Genomic DNA, 18,376 nt, shown 5'->3' on the forward strand with positions numbered 1-18,376 from the left:
AAGGACTTTCCATGTAGTTAAAATCAGAAAATACAGAAATCCGTAAATCCATAAATCCATAAATCTTTTTGAGAAACCTGTCTTTTTTTATTAGCCAACGATGAGAATGCACCGAATACTGTTCAGCACTATTTTGTTTTTATGGCCGGCATACGCCGCCGTGGCCCAGACATTTCCCGGCTACAATACCAGCAATTATGCCGGTATCCACGGGGTACTCTCCAATCCTGCCAGTGCGGCAGGCTATCGTTATAAATGGGACGTGAACATTATCGGCGCTGATGTAAAAGGGGGCAACACCTATATGAAAGTGCCCAAGTCCATCCTGTTTAATCCTCCTCCCCGCAAGCAATGGGAGCGCAACCAGGACTATTTTCTGGATACCACCGCTAACCGACGCCAGAACGGATGGGGCATGGCTGAAATAGTGATGCCTTCTGTATTATACGCCATCGATGAAAAACAATCCGTTTCCTTTGTATGGCGTGTGCGTGCCAGCGCCAGCGGCGGCAATCTGCCCACCCCGCTGGCCAACTTTTTCGGCAACGACTATCCCAACCTTCAATATCGCGGTAAAAACCTGAACATAGAAAAGGCAGGCGTAGGTGCGCATATCTGGAATGAACTGGGCTTCAGTTACGCCCGCACTATCCGGGAAGGTTATACCAGCCGCTGGAAGGCCGGCGTAACCGTAAAACTGCTGAGCGGTATCGCCGCCGGTTACGCACAGGTGGCCAACGCCAGTTTCGTGCTCAACGACCGGCGCAATGCAGACATCACCAGCGGCACCCTGCGGTATGCCTACAGTGAAGAACTGGACCACTGGCAGAAACCGTACACCCGCAATCTCCAGCTCTTTCATAACAACGGAGTAGGCTTCGATCTCGGCGTTATCTATGAGTACCGCCCCGACAACGGTGGCTTCGGTAAATTCGAAGGTACCGACGCCGATGAATATAAATTCCGTCTCGGCTTATCACTCAATGACATCGGCCGGATCAAATACCAGAAAGGCGCCAATAACACCGATCTCGATCTCCGTAAACAGAATATCAACCCGAATGCCATCACCTACAAGGACAACGAGAGCCTTAAACAATACTCCACGCGGCTGAACCGCTATTTTACGCCTATCCCCAGCGATGACAGCAGCTTTGTAATGGCCTTACCCGCCTCCCTTCAACTGATGGGCGATTATAACATCGACGGCCGCTTCTTTGTAAGCGCTAACGCCATCATTGCACTGAACGCAGGAAAAAACGGGATGGCCAGAACATATGCCATGACCCAGGTGTTAATTACACCACGGTACGAAACCGAACTGTTTGGCGCCTATATGCCGTTTGTAGTGAACCACAACGGACAGGCAGATGTGGGGGCAGGCTTCCGTATCGGTCCGCTGGTACTGGGATCTTACAGCCTTTTTACTACGCTTTTCCAACATCGCATCAACCATACAGATGCTTTCGTAGCTTTGCGGATCAATCCGGGCATGTTGGGTAAAGGCAATAAAAACAAAGGCCAGCTGGGATGCCCGGTAAATTATTAATTTACCTTTATGAACGCATATCAGGAAGCACTGGACTATCTCTACGGGCAACTGCCCATGTTCACCAAAGTAGGGGCCAGCGCTTATAAAACAGACCTGCATAACACGGTCGCTTTATTACAACAGCTCAACAATCCGCAGCATACCTTTAAAACCATACACGTTGCCGGGACTAACGGTAAAGGCTCTACCAGCCATATGCTGGCAGCCATCCTGCAGCAGGCAGGTTATAAGACCGGCCTGTACACTTCCCCGCACCTGCTGGACTTCCGGGAGCGTATCCGTATCAACGGGCAGGTGGCGCCGGAGGACTTTGTGGTGAACTTCACTAACAATATGCGGCCGTTCATTGAAAGCATTGCGCCTTCTTTTTTCGAGCTGACCGTAGCCATGGCCTTCCAGTATTTTTCACAGGAGAACGTGGACATCGCGATTATAGAAGTAGGGCTGGGCGGCCGGCTGGACAGCACCAACGTGATTACGCCGGAACTGTCTGTCATCACCAATATCAGCTTTGACCATAAAAATATCCTGGGGGATACGCTTCCCCGGATCGCTTCCGAAAAAGCCGGCATTATCAAAGCCGGTGTGCCGGTAATAGTCAGTGAAACCCAATCTGAAATACAGTGGGTCTTCCGTGACAAAGCAGCCGAAACCGGCTCACCTATCCACTTTGCAGACCAGGAATGGATGGTGGACGGGAGTCTTATTAAAGACAACTATCTTGAGCTAACGTTACTGGATACACGAAAAGGAGTAATGCATCATTTCCGGCTGGACCTCAGCGGGCAGTACCAGGAAAAAAATGTGATGGGCGTGTTGTCGGCCGTCAGGCTGTTGCAGCAACAGGGCTGGCATATTACGTGGGACCATGTACAGGCAGCGTTGTCACATGTACGTAAGCTCACCGGGCTGCGGGGACGCTGGGAAGTAGTCAGCGAGCATCCCCTTACGGTCATGGACGTAGGGCATAATGAAGCCGGCATCCGGGAGGTGGTACAGCAGCTGGAGCATGTCAACTACCAGCAGCTGCATATTGTCACCGGTTTTGTAAAAGATAAAGAGGTAGATAATGTGTTACCGTTGTTCCCGACCACGGCGACTTATTACTTCTGCCGGGCCCAGATACCGCGGGCGCTGGACGAAGTAGCGCTGGCGGAGATGGCGGCGCGGCACGGACTGCAGGGCCGGCCCTACGAGTCCGTACAGGCGGCGTTGCAGGCCGCGCGGCAACATGCCAAAGCGGAGGATATGATCCTGGTATGCGGCAGTTTCTTTATTGTGGCAGAAGCGATGTAATCATTTCATTTCCATACGTCCCATGTGCATCAGCGCGTAACAGAGGCCGGTCACATGCAGGCTGTGGACAATTTTATTGTCCAGTATCAGTTGTTGCACTTCGGGAACAGACATCAGCACCACTTCAATTTCTTCGTTGTGGTCCAGTTGTTGCGCTTTCACTTTACGGCCGCCGGTAGCGAGGAACATATGTGTGTAATTGTTACTGGAGGCCGTATTGGCAGCCACCTTTCCCAGTGATATCAATTCTTTGAATTCATAACCGGTTTCCTCCAGCAGTTCACGTTCCATGGCAAATTCGGGAGAGGGGTCCGTGGCGTCCATGGTGCCACCAGGAATTTCCAGCAGCGTCTGACCGATCCCCTGCCGGTATTGGCGGATCATGATCACCTGACCGTCTTCCGTGAGGGCCACGGCATTTACCCAATCGTTGTATTCCAGTACGTAGTAAGGTTCTACAATGGTCCCCTGCGGGGTGATACATTTGTCTTTACGCGCGGTTAACCAATCGTCTTTGAAAAGATATTCAGACGACAGCAGTTTCCAATCCATATTCATAATAATACTTTACCAGTTCATGCGTTCCTTCAGTCCCTGTATATGGCCCAGGTGATGCTTTCCGTGCCATGCATAGTTGGCGGCAACGGTTTTCATATTAAAGCGCCGGCCATGTTCCGGGTGAATGAAAGAACGCTCCCATTGTTCGGGTGTCAGGCGTTCCATCAGGTTGGCCCAACGGGTGTGCAGAGCGTGCAGCAGCGTGATGGACACATTGATGGGTGTGTTTTTCACGTCTTCCAGTTCAGCCCATGCCGCTTCATCGTATGGTTTAATAATAGGTTTCTCTTCTGTCAGCGCCATTTTCATGCGGGCAATAGCGTTGATATGGCTGTCTGCCAGATGATGTACCACCTGTGAGATATTCCAGCCACCGGGCCTGTAGGGCTTCTGCAGCTGGAAAGCGTCCAGGTTTTGCACGGCCATTTCCACGAGGGTGGGCAGGTCGCGGATATCGTTGATATATTCCCGCAGCATGGCGGGACTATAATCCGGCAGTGGTTCAAAACGACCAATAGGATATTGTAATGCTTCCATAAGCGGGTTTATTAAGACTCGCGAAGATCTTTCCCGGTGAGATGGATAAATACATCTTCCAGGTTGGCTTTCTTCACTTCTTTACTGCGCTCGAACCCTTTGGACACGAGGTTATCGATGAGGGCGTCGGGCGAGTCAATAGCGATCACCTGTCCGCTGTCCACGATGGCGCAGCGGTCGCACAGGAATTCAGCTTCATCCATATAGTGGGTGGTGATCACTACGGTGGTGCCCTGTGCCCTTACCTGCAGGATCAGGTCCCACAGATTGCGTCTTGCCTGCGGATCGAGGCCGGTAGTGGGCTCGTCGAGGAAGATAATGCGGGGCTTGTTGATCAGGGTGGTAGCGATAGAGAAACGTTGTTTCTGGCCACCGGAGAGTTCTTTGTACTTAGCTTTTGCCTTGTCTTCCAGGTTGAAGAGGCGCAGCAGCTCTATAGGCTGCACCGGCTGGTTGTACAGCCCGCCAAACATCTCGATGAGTTCCACGAGGTTCAGCCCGGGGTAATAACCGGAGCTTTGCAGCTGTACGCCGATGATTTTTTTAATATCGTTGGGAGCCGTGTCCAGGTCGAATCCGCCGACGGTCACCTGCCCTTCCGTTTTTTCGCGTAATGTTTCAATGATCTCAAGGGTGGTGGACTTGCCGGCGCCGTTAGGGCCCAACAGGCCGAATATCTCATGTTCGTACACGTCAAAGCTGATACCCTTTACTGCGGCGAATTCCCCGTATTTTTTCACCAGGTTCCTCACCTCAATGATCTTGTTCTTTTCCATGCCACCAAATTATAAAAGATTTACGGATTTTGGGATTTACGGATTTTCGAATTTTGGGGACCCGGAATTTCAACAAGGCAGATAGCAATTTTATTAAAATATTTAAATATTTGATTATTAAAATAAAAATTGGCTTCTGCGCTTCAAATCCCGAAATAAAAAAATTCTAAAATCCGTACATCCCAATATCCGGTAATTCGGCTAGTGTTTAATAAACACCTGCGTAAAGAAGGTAATTCTTCCTTTACCGGCAGTGCCTATGCCGATCATGTTATAGTCACCCAGCATATTACGCCGGTGGCCGGGACTTTTGATCCAGCCATCCACAACCGCCTGGGCGTCGAGGGTGCCATAAGCCACGTTTTCTGCTGCGGCGCCTACCCTGCCTATCTTTTTGGTGATGTAGGCCACGCGGTCCTCGAAACCTTCGTGCCCGAAGCCGGTGCTGCCGTTAGCCATATCGCGGCTATGGCGGCGTGCCTGCTGGCTGATGGTTTCATCCAGCTGCAACGGCTTCAGTCCTTTGGACTGCCGGAATTTGTTGGTGTAATAGAGGATTTGTTCATCGAGGCTTCCTCTTGTTGCGGTGCTGTCTGCACGGCTGGTGGCACGTGAACACGCGCTTACCTGGAATGCGGCAAACATGGCGAGCAGTAATACAAGGACACTGCGGCTTTTCAAAATGGACATAAAAATTGATGGTTAATAATGATAACTAACAGCGTGTAAGCAAGCGCTGTACCAAATTATCCAGCGTGGATAAATTGTTGGGAGCGCTTTCAAAAAACGAAGGCCCGGACGTTGCTATTGTACGCCCAGGCCTTTTTTGATATGCAATTAACAAAGCGTGTTTCCGCTATTTGTTCATGATGTCTTTCCAGGTCTCCATCATGTTTTTGGAACCGATAAAAATAGGCACCCGCTGGTGCAGCTGTACCGGTTTCAGTTCCAGCAGGCGCTGACGGCTGTTGGCCATAGACATTCCGCCGGCCTTTTCCATGAGGAAAGACATGGGGTTACACTCGTAGCAGAGCCGCAGACGGCCCGATTTATACTTGCCGAAGGCGGGGTACATGAAAATCCCTCCCTGTATGAGCGTACGGTGTATTTCCGCTACCATGCAGCCTACAAAGCGATGCCGGTAAATACGGTCGTTTTCATCCCTTGCCATAAAATGATCGATGGAATGGCGCACTTTCTCTTCATACAGGTGATAGTAACCTACGTTGACGGAGAAGATATCGCTTTCCGGCGGGCATTTCAGGTTCGGGTGCGACAGGCAGAACTCTCCGATGGAAGGGTCGAGGGTAAAGCCCTGCACGCTGCGGCGGGTGGCATATACCATCATGGTGGAAGACCCGTAGATGATATATCCGGCCGCAATCTGCTGGGTGCCCGGCTGCAGGAAGTCCTCCAGGTTACACTCTTCCCCTTCCGCCGACAGGCGGCGGTATACGGAGAAGATGGTGCCGATGGACACATTTACGTCAATATTGCTGGAGCCGTCCAGGGGATCGAGCAATACCACATATTTGGATTTTTTAGAGTGTTCGTCGTTGAAGGCGATAAAGTGTTCTTCTTCTTCAGAAGCCACTCCACAGCAGTAGATGCTGGTACGCAGTGAATTGATAAACTGTTCGTTGGCAAATTCGTCGAGTTTCTTTACGGATTCCCCCTGAACATTGGTTTTCCCGGCTTCGCCCAGGATATCGGCGATACCGGCCTTGTTTACCTCCACGTTTACCCTTTTGGCGGCCAGACCAATATCACGCAGTAAACCTGACAGCTGGCCGGTGGCGCCAGGATAGTTACGTAACTCCTGGATGGTAAATTCATCCAGTGTCATTACTTTTTGCTTGTGATTCATAACGTTGTTTCAGTTTTCCGGGACGAAATTAACGGAATAAGCGCTTATTTTAAGGGAAATGTCATTTATCTGTAAACAGATTTTAAAACAATTCTAAACTTGCCTTACTTTGCCAAATAATTTTTCAAAAGGACAAACTATCATATGAAGGTTTTCAAGTTTGGCGGCGCAAGTTTAGAAAGTGTTGAACGCATTAAGCAAGTAGCACAGATCGTCCAGTCATTTCCGGACGACAAACTCCTGATCGTTATCTCGGCCATGGGGAAAACGACCAATGAACTGGAAAAGGTGGCGCAGAACTTTTACATGCGTAAAAGGGAAATAGCCGCCCAACTGTTGTACAATGTAGAACAACAGCATATCCAGGTGGCCGAGTCCCTGCTGGGCAACCGCGAGCATCCGCTCTTCGCGCAGCTGCAGCAGTTCTTTACCGAAGCAGAATGGACGCTGGGAGAAAAACCCCTGCGGGCATATGACTACTACTACGATCAACTGGTCGGCATGGGAGAGCTCCTCAGCACCGCCATCGTCAGCGCCTTCTTTAACACCATCGGCTTATCCAATACCTGGGTGGATGTACGGGACGTGTTCCGTACAGACGACAACTTCCGGGATGCCAATATCGACTGGGCCTTTACCCAGAAGCAGGTCACCGAAAAGGTAGTGCCGCTTTTCAACCAGACCAATATCGTTATCGCACAGGGATTCATCGGCAGCACCGACCAGAATGAAAGTGTAACGCTGGGCCGGGAAGGCTCAGATTATTCCGCCGCCGTATTTGCCAATATGCTCGACGCTGAAAGCCAGACCATCTGGAAAGACGTGGAAGGCCTCAAAAACGCCGACCCGAAACTGTTCCCCAATACGGTCAACATTCCCGAGATCAGCTACGGAGAGGTGATTGAAATGGCCTACTACGGTGCGCAGGTGATCCACCCGAAAACCATCAAACCCCTGCAGAACAAACAGATCCCGCTGCTGGTAAAATGTTTCCTGGACAAGAACCTGCCAGGCACCATCATCAAGGAACAGGCAGACACCCGCCAGCTGCCACCTATCATCGTACTGAAAAGAAACCAGGTGTTGCTGACGCTGACATCCAAAGACTATGCATTTATCACAGAAGATAAAATCAGCGACATCTACGAAACTTTCCACCGCCTGAAAGTGAAGATCAACCTGATGCAGAACGGAGCCATCACCTTCTCCTGCTGCATTGACCACAACCCGGAAAAGATCGAACTGCTGATCAAGGCGCTGCATAACGACTTTAAAATTTCCTATAACGAAGCGCTGGAGCTGCTGACCGTACGTTACTACCAGGACGGCCTCCTCGAAGATCTCAGCAACCACCACACCGTACTGCTGGAACAACGTTCCAAAGTAACCGTGCAAAGGCTGCTGAAGAAATAGCTTCTCGTCTCGCAAAGCTCGCTAAGTTTTTTGCCTGTGTTTTGAGGTAATTAAGAACGCAAAGACTTGAAGATCAGGTTTTGCTGATTATTCTATATAATATACTGTTAGTTAATTATCTAGTAGATTGGCTCTATAGTTTTATTTTATAGTCGGTGTCGGTGGTCAATCGCTCCTTTGCGTTCTTAATTACCTCAAAACACAGGCAAAAAACTTAGCGTGCTTTGCGAGAAAAAACCGCTTATCCCCGGATTTTAACAACCATACCATTCCCCGTTTCTGAATCAATTCCCTGCTTAAATTTACATTGGTTTCCACTGCTTTGAGATCGGAACAGGTGCCCTCCTGCCCCAATTATAATTTTTTTTTGACCGGAGGTGCAACCTTTTTTCAGAAGGGTCGTCTTTAAGATGTAAAAAGTGCTATAAGATGAAAAAAGCCGCCCTGTTACTGATAGTTACCAGCTGTATCGCGTTAGTGCTTGCCTGCAAGGACCTGCTGAAAGATATGGCGCCGATGCAGAGCAGTTCTCCGGATATTCTGCCTTTATTCGTGATAACAGATGCCAATTGGCCCGGTGCGTTGCCCGCCCGCCAGGCTGATGCCGATGTTGCCCCGGAAAACGCGCTGCTGCGGCCGAAACCTATTCAGGATGCTGTAAAAACTATTTTCAATATATACCATTCACAAAACCAGATCCGGCAGTAATCAACTAACTGTCTCCTAATCAACTTATTGGAATCGCTTCTGAGAAAATCTAAACGGTCGTATGAAAAAATTCATCATCGTGCTGGGGATACTTATGTCCGCTGTCATGTACGCTTTTGCACAAAAAAACCCTACCGGCACCATTTCCTTTAAAATAACAGACGCTACCGGCAAGCCGCTTCCTTTTGCCAGCGTGTTGCTGCGCAAAACGCTGGACTCTGCACAGGTAAAAGGCCAGATGTCTTCCGAATCCGGCGAAGGCCGTTTCGAAAAAATAGCTTTCGGCCAATACTTCCTGCAGGTATCCCAGATGGGCTTTAGCACCCAATATGCCGCCAATTTTACCATAGACGCCTCTCATACGACCTTGGCCATACCCTCCATCGCCCTGCAGCCGCTGTCTAAAAGCCTGCAAACGGTGAATGTGACCGCCACGCGGCCCTTTATTGAGAAAGGTGCCGGTAAAACGGTGCTCAACGTGGAAAGCAGCGTAACCGCCGTCGGCAACAGCGCGCTGGACATTCTGAAAAGAGCCCCCGGCGTACAGATAGATAACAATGAAAACGTGAAAATGAAAGGTCAGACCGTCACCGTGATGATCGACGGAAAGCTCACCTACCTCAGCGGGGAAGACCTGACCAACCTCCTGAAAAACACCCCTGGCGAATCCATCTCCCAGATAGAAATTCTCACCAGCCCCTCCGCGAAGTACGACGCCTCCGGCAATGGCGGTATCATCAACATAAAAACAAAAAAAGGCAAACTCACCGGTATCAACGGCACCGTGAACGCCACCCTGTCCCAGTCCCGCTACGGTACCTACAGCGCCAACGGCACGTTCAACTGGCGCACCACCAAATTTAACCTGTTCGGCGATCTGGGCAGGACCGACCGCCCCTTCCAGATCACCCGTAAATACAGCAGAGCCTTCAACGATAAAGGCGTGGTGACCGAACAAACACAGGATATCTTTCAACGCAACCGCTTTCAGCGCAACGCTGCCAAAATCGGCTTCGATTATTTCCTCAACGACAAACATACATTGGGCTTCATTGTGAACGGATTTAAAAACCGCTTCAGTAACCAGATATACAGCAACACCTACTTCATGAACAAGCCGGGCGCTCCCGCCGACTCCCTGGTAAACTCCTACACGACCAACAACAACCGTTTCAATAACATCGCCATTAACCTGAACTACAAAGCCGTATTGGATACTGCCGGCCGGGAATACAGCGTAGACGCCGACTTTGCCCGTTTCAACTCCGACAGGGCACTGGTGCTGAATGACAGTATGCTGGATGTAAAAAGTCAGCGGGTACGCAATCCAAACGGTATTCGCAACCAGGGCGGTACACAGATCACCATCAAAAGCCTGAAAGGAGACTTCGCCTGGCCGCTGGGTAAAAACGGAAAAGTGGAAGCCGGCGTAAAAGCCAGCCTCGTGACCACTACCAACCGACTGGCCTATGATTCCCTCAAAAACGGCGAATATATTTTCGCCCCCAGCCAGAGCAATGAATTTAAATACCAGGAAGATGTGTACGCCGCCTATGCCAGCTATAAAAAACAACTGACACCGAAAACCGGCATCCAGGCGGGTCTGAGAGTGGAAAACACCCAGTCGGACGGTTACTCCGTTACCCTGAAAAGCCAGGTAAAGCGTCACTACACTGACTTCTTCCCCAACCTCACCATCGATCAGAAACTGAATGACAACAACAAAATCAGCCTCGCCTACTCCCGTCGTATCGAACGCCCGGAATACGGCCAGCTGAACCCGTTCATGTTCTATCTCGACCGGTACACCTTCTTCAGAGGCAACCCTTATCTGCAGCCGCAGTACACCAACAACGTGGAACTGGCGTATACCTTCAAAGACAAGTACATCGCCACGCTGGGATACAACCGCACGACTGATGTCATTAATGAATTCCTGTACCAGGACGACAGCGCCAAAACATCTACCAGCACGCTGATGAACTACCAGAAAAGCCATGTGTACAGTCTTGCCGTCACATTGCCTTTCCAGGTCACCAGGTGGTGGATGAGCGATAACAACCTGAACGCCGCCTATAACGACTACTACTTTACCAATAACAAGAACCAGCCGGAGATGACCAGCAGCTTCACCTACAGCTTCAACAGCACCAACACCATTACGCTGCCCAAAGATTTTAAGCTGGAAGTATCGGGTTATTATAACTCTCCTTTTGTGTACGCCATCTTTAAAGGTTATAACGAATACAACCTGAACCTCGGCATACAGAAAACGTTCTGGGACAAAAAAGCCACCATTAAATTCAACTACAACAATATCCTGCGGAATGAGTCCTACAGAGGTATTGCACAATACAGCAACCTGGCGCTGCACATTTTCAACACCTGGCAGTTCAGGACCGCCAGCGTCTACTTCAGCTACCGCTTTGGCAACAGCAGCATCAAGGCGGCCCGCGAAAGGAAGACAGGTACCAGCGACGAACAGAAAAGAGCAGGTTAAACGATCATTTTCATCATCTGCTGAATCAGTTGCATCATCGCGGTGGGATATACCCCGAGCCCTATCAGTACCAGCGTCAGCAACATCAGCGTGATATTACCGGCTACGGGCAGCGAGGGTTTGATATACGTCACCTCCCCTGTAGCCGGTGCTTTAAACATCATGGCGATAATGCGGATATAATAATACAACCCGATCACACTGTTGATGACCAGCATAAACAACAGGAACCACATGTGCCCGTTCACGCCAGCCATCACGATATAGAACTTACCGATAAAGCCCGCCGTCAGCGGGATGCCCGCCAGAGATAGCAACATCGCAGTAAATACCGTCGCCACCCAGGGATAGCGCCAGAACATGCCGCGGTAATCGTCCAGCGTTTCCGCGTCCTGTACGCTGCTGCTCATCACGATCAGCACCCCGAAAGCGCCGATGCTGGTAATAAAATAAGCTACCAGGTAGAAAGAAATCGCTTCCAGCCCCGTTTGTACGCCTGAGAGAAAAGCAACCAGAATGTAGCCCATATGGGCGATAGAAGAATAAGCCAGGATACGTTTTATGTTCTGCTGGGTCAGCGCCAGCCAGTTGCCCGCGAACATGGAAGCTACCGCCACAATGGCCAGCATCCACCATATCATCGAGTAGTCGTTGCCGTGAATATCCACGTAAAAACGGATCAGCACTACCAGCATCCCACCCTTGGAGATAGTAGCAATAAAAGCCGATACCGGCAACGGCGCACCTTCGTAAATGTCCGGCGCCCACATATGGAACGGCACCACGCCCAATTTGAAACCGATGCCGATCAGCATCATGCCGAAGCCTGCCAGCACGGTGACCGGTATATATCCAGCCTGCCGCAACGCAGCACCGATACCCGGAAAATCCATATGCCCCGTAAACGCATACACGAGCGCCATACCAAACAACAGAAAGGCAGAAGACAATGCCGCCAGGATAAGGTATTTGATGCCGGCCTCGTCTGAACGCTCCCGCGCCCGCAGATAAGCGATCAGTCCGTACAGACTGATACTGAGTATTTCCAGGCCCAGGAACAGCGACATAAAATGACGGCTCACCACCAACACCAACGCCCCGGTGGTGGCCAGCGGCAACAGGAGATAATATTCCTCCTTGCGTTCTTCCCTTTCTTCAAAATAGTTGTAGGACAACAGCAGAATGATAAAACCCGAAGTGAGCACCAACCCGGTATTGAAGAGCGAAAACTCGTCCACTACCAGCAGCGGCGGCACCGCATGCGGGATATACAATGCCGCGGGGATGATAGCCGTCAGCGCCATCAGGTAGGCCAGCAATGAAAAGGCATACGTGATGCGGTGATTACGTTTAATGGCAATCAGCAGCATAGAGATCACCACCGCTGTGAACAGGGTGATCAATGGCCCGAGGCTTATGAAATCAGCGAACGACATAATCAGTTTTTTGAGAGGTTTTCAAAACCGGTTGCGGATGTAATCCCAGTAAAAGAATGGCCATCACCAGCGCCACGATGATCAGCAGTTCCCTTCTGTTGAGATCAGGTAAAGCATACTGCCGGGTAGCCTGCCCGAAGAATACTTTCTGCATAATGCGCAGGGAATAGGCAGTAGCCACCACGAGGCCTATGGCCGCAAAGACCGTGATCCAGCGGTTGGCCTGCCAGCTGCCCAGCAGGATGAGGAATTCTGCTACAAAGTTGCCCAGTCCAGGCAGCCCCAGCGACGCCATCACGAAGATCATGGCTGCGCTGCCCATCACCGGCATCCTGGACCACAGCCCTCCCATCTCCAGGATGTTGCGGGTATGGATACGCTCATACAGCGCGCCGGCAATGATAAACAAGGCGCCGGTGCTGATACCATGGGCGATCATCTGCATCACCACCCCTTCGTAAGCCAGTGCATTAAAGGAAAAAGCCCCCACCAGTACAAACCCCATGTGACTCACGCTCGTATAGGCGATGAGCCGCTTCAGGTCTGTCTGCGCATAGGCCAGCATACCGCCATAGATGATGCCCAGCACCCCGAGGAACATGATCCACGGCGCAAAATAGGCCGATGCCTCCGGGAACAGCGGCAATACCAGTCGCAGGATACCATACGCCCCCGTCTTCAGCAGCAGCCCGGCCAGAATCACACTACCGGCCGTCGGCGCTTCGGTGTGCGCATCCGGCAGCCAGGTATGAAACGGCACGGCCGGCAGCTTCACCATAAAAGCGACGAGGAAACCCAGCATCAGCCAGCGGGCTGTTTCCTGCTGCATTGGTGTGTTCAGCAGGGAGAAGTAATCATACGTATATACGCCGGTGTTAGCGCCGTGAATGAAATACAGCGCCAGGATAGCCAGCAACATCAACAGGCCGCCGGCCTGCGTAAAAATGAAAAACTTATTGGCCGCATACTCCCTGTTCTCGTGTCCCCAGATACCAATCAAAAAATACATCGGTATCAGCATCATCTCCCAGAAAAAGTAAAAGAGAAAAAGGTCCATGGTCAGGAACACCCCGGTGATGCCCGCCAGAACGAACAGCAGGTTAAAATGAAAGAAACCCGCCCGCTGGTTAATTTCCTTCCAGGAAATCAATACAGCCAGCGTGCCGAGAAAAAAGGTTAGTATCAGCATCAGCAGCGACAAGCCGTCCATGGCCAGGTTCAGGCTGATACCAAAATGCGGCACCCAGTCTGTTTTATACTGGTATAACCACCGGCCGCCGGAAGCAGGATGGGTAGCCCATATCTGCGCCGTTATCGCCAGGTCCACCAACAGGCAGGCCAGCGCTATATATCTCGACCACAGCGTGTTCCGCGCCGCCGCTATCCAGGACAGCAGCCCTCCGGCCAACGGAATGATGATCAGTAACAGGAGAATCATTGTTGTTACATTTTAACCGTTAACGTTAGGAGACTGTATGCAGCCGCCATATCAATACCGACAGGATGGCTACCGCCCCCAATACTACGCCCATAATATACCAGCGGAGTATCCCGCTTTGCGTACGTGCCATCAGGTTATGACACGCCTCCATCAGTTGCGCCGTCCCGGTATATATTTTATCGATCAGGTCTCTCCGGTTGACGTTGGAGAGATAAACAAAAGGTTGCACGATCAGCGCGTCATACAGCGCGTCCATGTCCCAGCCGCGCCGCCAGCAGCCCTGTAGCCATACCTGCCCCGGCATGCTGAGAAAATCCACCATTCCCTGCGGCCTTTTGATGACCCACACATAAGCCAGCCAGATACCACCCAGTGCAAGCACCACCGATGCTAACTGGGAGATCCATTCCAGTGCCATGCTGTCTACCGCGAGCTGCACTGCCGGCAGCACCGGCAGCAACCAGTGGCTGAACAATGTCACGTGTCCCAGCGTATGCGGCAGTTCTATAAATCCGGCAACAGTTGATAAGACAGCGAGAATATATAACGGCACCATCATCACAGCACCGGGTATATGATGCACTTTCGTTTTGGCTTCCCCGTAGAAGACCAGGAAGAACATACGGAAAGTATACATGCCTGTCAGCAAAGCCCCCAGCATGCCCGCCAGCCAATACGCTTTATGTCCGCCGGCAGCTGCAAGCGACAGCCAGATGATCTGGTCTTTGCTGTAGAAGCCCGCCGTTATAAACGGGATCGCCGTCAGTGAGGCACAGCCAATGAGGAATACCCAGAAAACGCCGGGTAGCATTTTCTTCAGTCCCCCCATTTTAAACATGTCCTGCTCATGATGCAAGGCTACTATCACCGCCCCCGCTCCCATAAACAGCAGCGCTTTGAAAAAAGCGTGCGTCACAAAATGGAAGATGGCGGCCGACCAGGCGCCGCACCCCAGTGCAAGAAACATGTATCCTATCTGGCTGATGGTGGAATAAGCCAGTACTCTTTTGATATCTGTCTGTACCAGCGCGCTAACGCCGGCCATCAGCAGGGTGACAGCACCTATCACAGCGGTCGCCGTCTGTGCGGCGGGAGACAGTTCAAAGACCACATGCATACGTGCGATCAGGTATACGCCGGCCGTTACCATGGTGGCGGCATGTATCAGCGCGCTCACCGGTGTAGGACCGGCCATGGCATCGGGCAGCCATGTCTGCAGCGGCAGCTGTGCCGACTTGCCCACGGCCCCTCCCAGCAACAGCAACGCGATCAGCGTGACCATCGGATCTCCTTTGGCCCATAACACCGGCGCCTCCTGCAACAATCGCTGTATGTTGAGCGTGCCCATGTGCTCAAACAACAGGAACAGGGCGATGGCCATCGCCGTATCCCCTACCCTCGTTACAATAAAGGCTTTGCGTGCCGCGTAGTTATTGGCCGGGTCTTTATACCAGAAGCCGATCAGCAGGTAACTGCACAGCCCCACGCCTTCCCAGCCCAGGTATAACAACAACAGGTTATCCGCCATCACCAGTACCAGCATGGAACCCACAAACAGGTTCATACAGGCGAAAAAACGCCCATAGTCTTCGTCGTCATGCATGTAACCGGTAGCATATACATGAATTAAAAAACCGACGATGGTAATCACCAATACAAACACCACCGACAAAACGTCCATGCGAAAATCGATCCCTGCGGCGAAACCCGGCACCTGTATCCACTGCCATACATGCTGCACCACCGGCTCTTTCCCGGCGGCAGCCACCGCCGCTGCCACTATCAACGCTACTATTGCGGACAGTGCCACGCTGCCGCAACCGATAACGGTAACGGCACTACGGCTTACACGTTTCCAGCAAAGCATGAGTATACATGCGCCGAGAAAAGGAATGGCAGGTATGAGTGCAGGCAGCATCTGGTAAAATTTTAATGGTGATAAGGACTATTTAGCCGTTCATCCTGCTGGCTTCGTCGCTATCCAGCGTACGGAGCTGATGATACAACTGTAAAATCAGCGCCAGCCCTACCGATACTTCCGCGGCAGCCATAGCGAGGATGAACATAAACATCACCTGCCCGTCGGCCTGCCCCCAGTGGGAGGCTGCCACCACAAAAGCGAGTCCGGCCGCATTCAGCATAATCTCCACTGACAGCAGCATAAAGATGATATTGCGCCGGATCAATACGCTGATCAGCCCCAGCACAAACAGGATACCGGCCAGTAGCAGGCCCGCCGTTGTAGGATGCAGGTTCATGTGTTCAGATTATTTTCAAGAAATCGATGTAAGGTTTTCTTATGTTGCCGTCCGAGGTGATAAGCCCCCACAATGCCCGCCATCAACAAAATGCCTGTCAGCTCCACGGCGATCAGGTAAGGACCGAACAAGGCCATGCCCACCTGTTTGGGTGGTACCACCTGTATGCCCGCCGCAGGCTGTTTGTTTTGTAAAATCAAATACAATAGTTCACCCAGCAGCACGATACAAAACAATCCCGGCACAATCCATATCCGTGGCCGCAACCAGGCTTTCTCATGTTCTGCGGTCTCCAGTCCGAGGTTCAGCATCATCACAAAAAAGATAATGAGCACCATGATAGCGCCGGCATAAATAATGATCTCCAGCACCGCCATAAATGGCGCACCATAGGTGTACAATACCACCGACACCGCCAGCAGCGATACCACGAGATATAACAGCGCGTGCATGATGTTGTAACAGGTGACGACTCTCACCGTGGCCGCCACGGCTATCAATGCCGCTACGATAAATGCGATGTCCATACTATTTCAGTTTATGGTAACAGGCTTTTGATATCTACCGGTGGTTCTTCTTGTTCGGCTTCCCCTTTGTCTTTGTTCTTAATAGCCAGACCGGCGATCTTGTAATAGTTATATCCCGGGTATTTACCCTGACTGGGTATCAGCAGGTCATGCTTTTCATATACCAGGTTCTGACGGTCGTACTCGGCCATTTCAAAATCGGGCAGGAGCTGTATAGCGTAGGTGGGACAGGCTTCTTCACAGAATCCGCAGAAGATGCAGCGGGAAAAATTGATCCGGAAAAATTCCGGGTAGCGGCGCCCGTGTTCATCTTCTGTTGCCTGTAAAGAGATACAGTCCACCGGACAGGCGGCGGCACAGAGGTAACAGCCCACACAACGTTCATCACCGTCCGGGTCCCGTGTGAGGGCGATACGTCCTCTCCAACGTGCCGGCAATGGCGCTTTCTGTTCGGGATACTGGTAGGTGTCCCGCTTATGGAACATATGCAGAAACACGAGCCACATACTGCGCAATAGACTAAACATACACTTGGATATTTTAATATTCAGTTATTTGGATACTAACCAGAGTTTGATCGCCGCGGTCACCCACAGGTTGAGCAACGACAACGGAAACAATACTTTCCAACCATATTCCATCAGCTGGTCATACCGCGGCCTGGGCATGGACGCCCGCAGCAGGATGAACAGGGAGATAAAAGCAAATGTTTTAACCGCAAACCACACCACCGGCGGCAGGAAGGCAGGTCCCAGCCAGCCTCCGAAGTACAGCGTCACCACCATGGCGGAGATCAGCGTTACACCCAGGTATTCACCGATAAAGAACATCCCGAATTTCATCCCGGAATATTCTGAGTGAAAACCTGCCACCAGTTCACTTTCTGCTTCGGGTATATCAAATGGCAACCGGTGTGTTTCGGCTATACCTGCCACCATAAAAATGAGAAACCCCAGCAGTTGCGGTACGATAAACCATACCGTACGCTGCGCCTCCACGATCTCCCGCAGGTTAAAGCTGCCGCTGAGCACCACTACGCCCATGAGCGCCAGCCCCATGAACACTTCATAGCTGATCATCTGAGAAGCGCCCCGCATAGCGCCCAGCAGGGCGTATTTGTTGTTGGATGCCCAGCCTCCCAGTACGATGCTGTACACACCGAGTGACGACATGGCCAGGAAAAAGAGAATGCCGATGTTGAGGTCCGCCACTACGATGTTCGGTGCAAACGGCACGATCACAAAACTCATCAATACGCTGGCCACTACTACGGCCGGTGCAAATACAAACACTACTTTGTCGGCAAACGGTGGGATCCAGTCTTCCTTAAAAAACAGTTTCAGCGTGTCTGCCAATACGATAAACAGTCCGAAGGGGCCGGCCCTGTTGGGGCCGTATCGGTCCTGCCACAGGGCCAGCATCCTGCGTTCCAGCCATATCAGTCCGGCTGCTGTATTTAACAGTACGAAGAGTACTCCTCCGATGATCCACCAGGCGTTTATCATAG

At 51.3% G+C, this 18,376-nt stretch carries 17 protein-coding genes; 5 read left to right on the forward strand and 12 right to left on the reverse strand.

Going from position 1 to position 18,376, the window contains the following annotated elements:
• The first annotated feature begins 100 nt into the window (after window positions 1-100).
• Entirely contained in the window at window positions 101-1,549 is a 1,449-nt protein-coding gene (locus B5D63_RS21500; RefSeq protein ID WP_143313025.1) for a DUF5723 family protein, read from the forward strand.
• Between the two features lie 9 nt (window positions 1,550-1,558).
• On the forward strand, window positions 1,559-2,848 hold the full coding sequence (locus tag B5D63_RS21505; protein ID WP_078670897.1) for a bifunctional folylpolyglutamate synthase/dihydrofolate synthase: 1,290 nt from the start codon (window positions 1,559-1,561) through the stop codon (window positions 2,846-2,848).
• Here B5D63_RS21505 and B5D63_RS21510 read toward each other — a convergent pair whose 3' ends face one another.
• The 5 genes from B5D63_RS21510 to fbp all read right to left on the reverse strand — a co-directional run bounded on the left by B5D63_RS21510 (window position 2,849) and on the right by fbp (window position 6,586).
• Window positions 2,849-3,406, reverse strand: coding sequence for an NUDIX hydrolase (locus tag B5D63_RS21510; protein ID WP_235021608.1), 558 nt, complete (start codon window positions 3,404-3,406; stop codon window positions 2,849-2,851). It abuts the gene before it with no gap.
• A gap of 9 nt (window positions 3,407-3,415) precedes the next feature.
• Entirely contained in the window at window positions 3,416-3,943 is a 528-nt protein-coding gene (locus tag B5D63_RS21515) for a YfiT family bacillithiol transferase (RefSeq protein ID WP_078670899.1), read from the reverse strand.
• 11 nt (window positions 3,944-3,954) lie between these two features.
• Window positions 3,955-4,719 (reverse strand): ABC transporter ATP-binding protein, encoded by a 765-nt coding sequence (locus B5D63_RS21520; protein ID WP_078670900.1) that lies wholly within the window; start codon window positions 4,717-4,719, stop codon window positions 3,955-3,957.
• 201 nt (window positions 4,720-4,920) lie between these two features.
• Window positions 4,921-5,409, reverse strand: coding sequence for a CAP domain-containing protein (locus B5D63_RS21525; RefSeq protein WP_200817064.1), 489 nt, complete (start codon window positions 5,407-5,409; stop codon window positions 4,921-4,923).
• A 166-nt stretch (window positions 5,410-5,575) separates the two neighbouring features.
• Entirely contained in the window at window positions 5,576-6,586 is a 1,011-nt protein-coding gene (gene fbp, locus B5D63_RS21530; protein WP_078670901.1) for a class 1 fructose-bisphosphatase, read from the reverse strand.
• A gap of 144 nt (window positions 6,587-6,730) precedes the next feature.
• On the opposite strand from fbp, the gene B5D63_RS21535 reads away from it, so the two are divergent.
• The 3 genes from B5D63_RS21535 to B5D63_RS21545 all read left to right on the forward strand — a co-directional run bounded on the left by B5D63_RS21535 (window position 6,731) and on the right by B5D63_RS21545 (window position 11,207).
• On the forward strand, window positions 6,731-7,999 hold the full coding sequence (locus tag B5D63_RS21535; RefSeq protein WP_078670902.1) for an aspartate kinase: 1,269 nt from the start codon (window positions 6,731-6,733) through the stop codon (window positions 7,997-7,999).
• 429 nt (window positions 8,000-8,428) lie between these two features.
• The gene (locus B5D63_RS21540; protein WP_078670903.1) at window positions 8,429-8,707 is read left to right on the forward strand and encodes a hypothetical protein; all 279 of its coding nucleotides are present in this window, start codon (window positions 8,429-8,431) and stop codon (window positions 8,705-8,707) included.
• A gap of 61 nt (window positions 8,708-8,768) precedes the next feature.
• Complete coding sequence (locus B5D63_RS21545) at window positions 8,769-11,207, forward strand: TonB-dependent receptor domain-containing protein (RefSeq protein ID WP_078670904.1); 2,439 nt, start codon at window positions 8,769-8,771, stop codon at window positions 11,205-11,207.
• Here the strand turns inward: B5D63_RS21545 and B5D63_RS21550 are convergent.
• Genes B5D63_RS21550 through nuoH form a run of 7 tightly spaced genes read right to left on the reverse strand, consistent with a single transcriptional unit; the run spans window position 11,204 to window position 18,374 of the window.
• Complete coding sequence (locus tag B5D63_RS21550; RefSeq protein WP_078670905.1) at window positions 11,204-12,643, reverse strand: NADH-quinone oxidoreductase subunit N; 1,440 nt, start codon at window positions 12,641-12,643, stop codon at window positions 11,204-11,206. The genes B5D63_RS21545 and B5D63_RS21550 overlap by 4 nt on opposite strands.
• The gene (gene nuoM, locus B5D63_RS21555) at window positions 12,630-14,081 is read right to left on the reverse strand and encodes an NADH-quinone oxidoreductase subunit M (protein WP_078670906.1); all 1,452 of its coding nucleotides are present in this window, start codon (window positions 14,079-14,081) and stop codon (window positions 12,630-12,632) included. Before nuoM ends, B5D63_RS21550 begins: the two co-directional genes overlap by 14 nt.
• 25 nt (window positions 14,082-14,106) lie before the next feature.
• Entirely contained in the window at window positions 14,107-16,002 is a 1,896-nt protein-coding gene (nuoL, locus tag B5D63_RS21560) for an NADH-quinone oxidoreductase subunit L (RefSeq protein WP_078670907.1), read from the reverse strand.
• Window positions 16,003-16,033: 31 nt separating this feature from the next.
• Window positions 16,034-16,342, reverse strand: coding sequence for an NADH-quinone oxidoreductase subunit NuoK (gene nuoK / locus B5D63_RS21565; protein ID WP_078670908.1), 309 nt, complete (start codon window positions 16,340-16,342; stop codon window positions 16,034-16,036).
• Window positions 16,339-16,869 (reverse strand): NADH-quinone oxidoreductase subunit J, encoded by a 531-nt coding sequence (nuoJ, locus tag B5D63_RS21570; RefSeq protein WP_078670909.1) that lies wholly within the window; start codon window positions 16,867-16,869, stop codon window positions 16,339-16,341. The genes nuoK and nuoJ overlap by 4 nt, the downstream gene beginning before the upstream one ends.
• An 11-nt stretch (window positions 16,870-16,880) precedes the next feature.
• The gene (gene nuoI, locus B5D63_RS34720; protein WP_143313026.1) at window positions 16,881-17,396 is read right to left on the reverse strand and encodes an NADH-quinone oxidoreductase subunit NuoI; all 516 of its coding nucleotides are present in this window, start codon (window positions 17,394-17,396) and stop codon (window positions 16,881-16,883) included.
• 24 nt (window positions 17,397-17,420) lie between these two features.
• Entirely contained in the window at window positions 17,421-18,374 is a 954-nt protein-coding gene (gene nuoH / locus B5D63_RS34725; protein ID WP_143313027.1) for an NADH-quinone oxidoreductase subunit NuoH, read from the reverse strand.
• Window positions 18,375-18,376 lie beyond the last annotated feature (2 nt).

This window comes from Chitinophaga eiseniae, assembly GCF_900167135.1.
GTDB lineage: Bacteria > Bacteroidota > Bacteroidia > Chitinophagales > Chitinophagaceae > Chitinophaga > Chitinophaga eiseniae.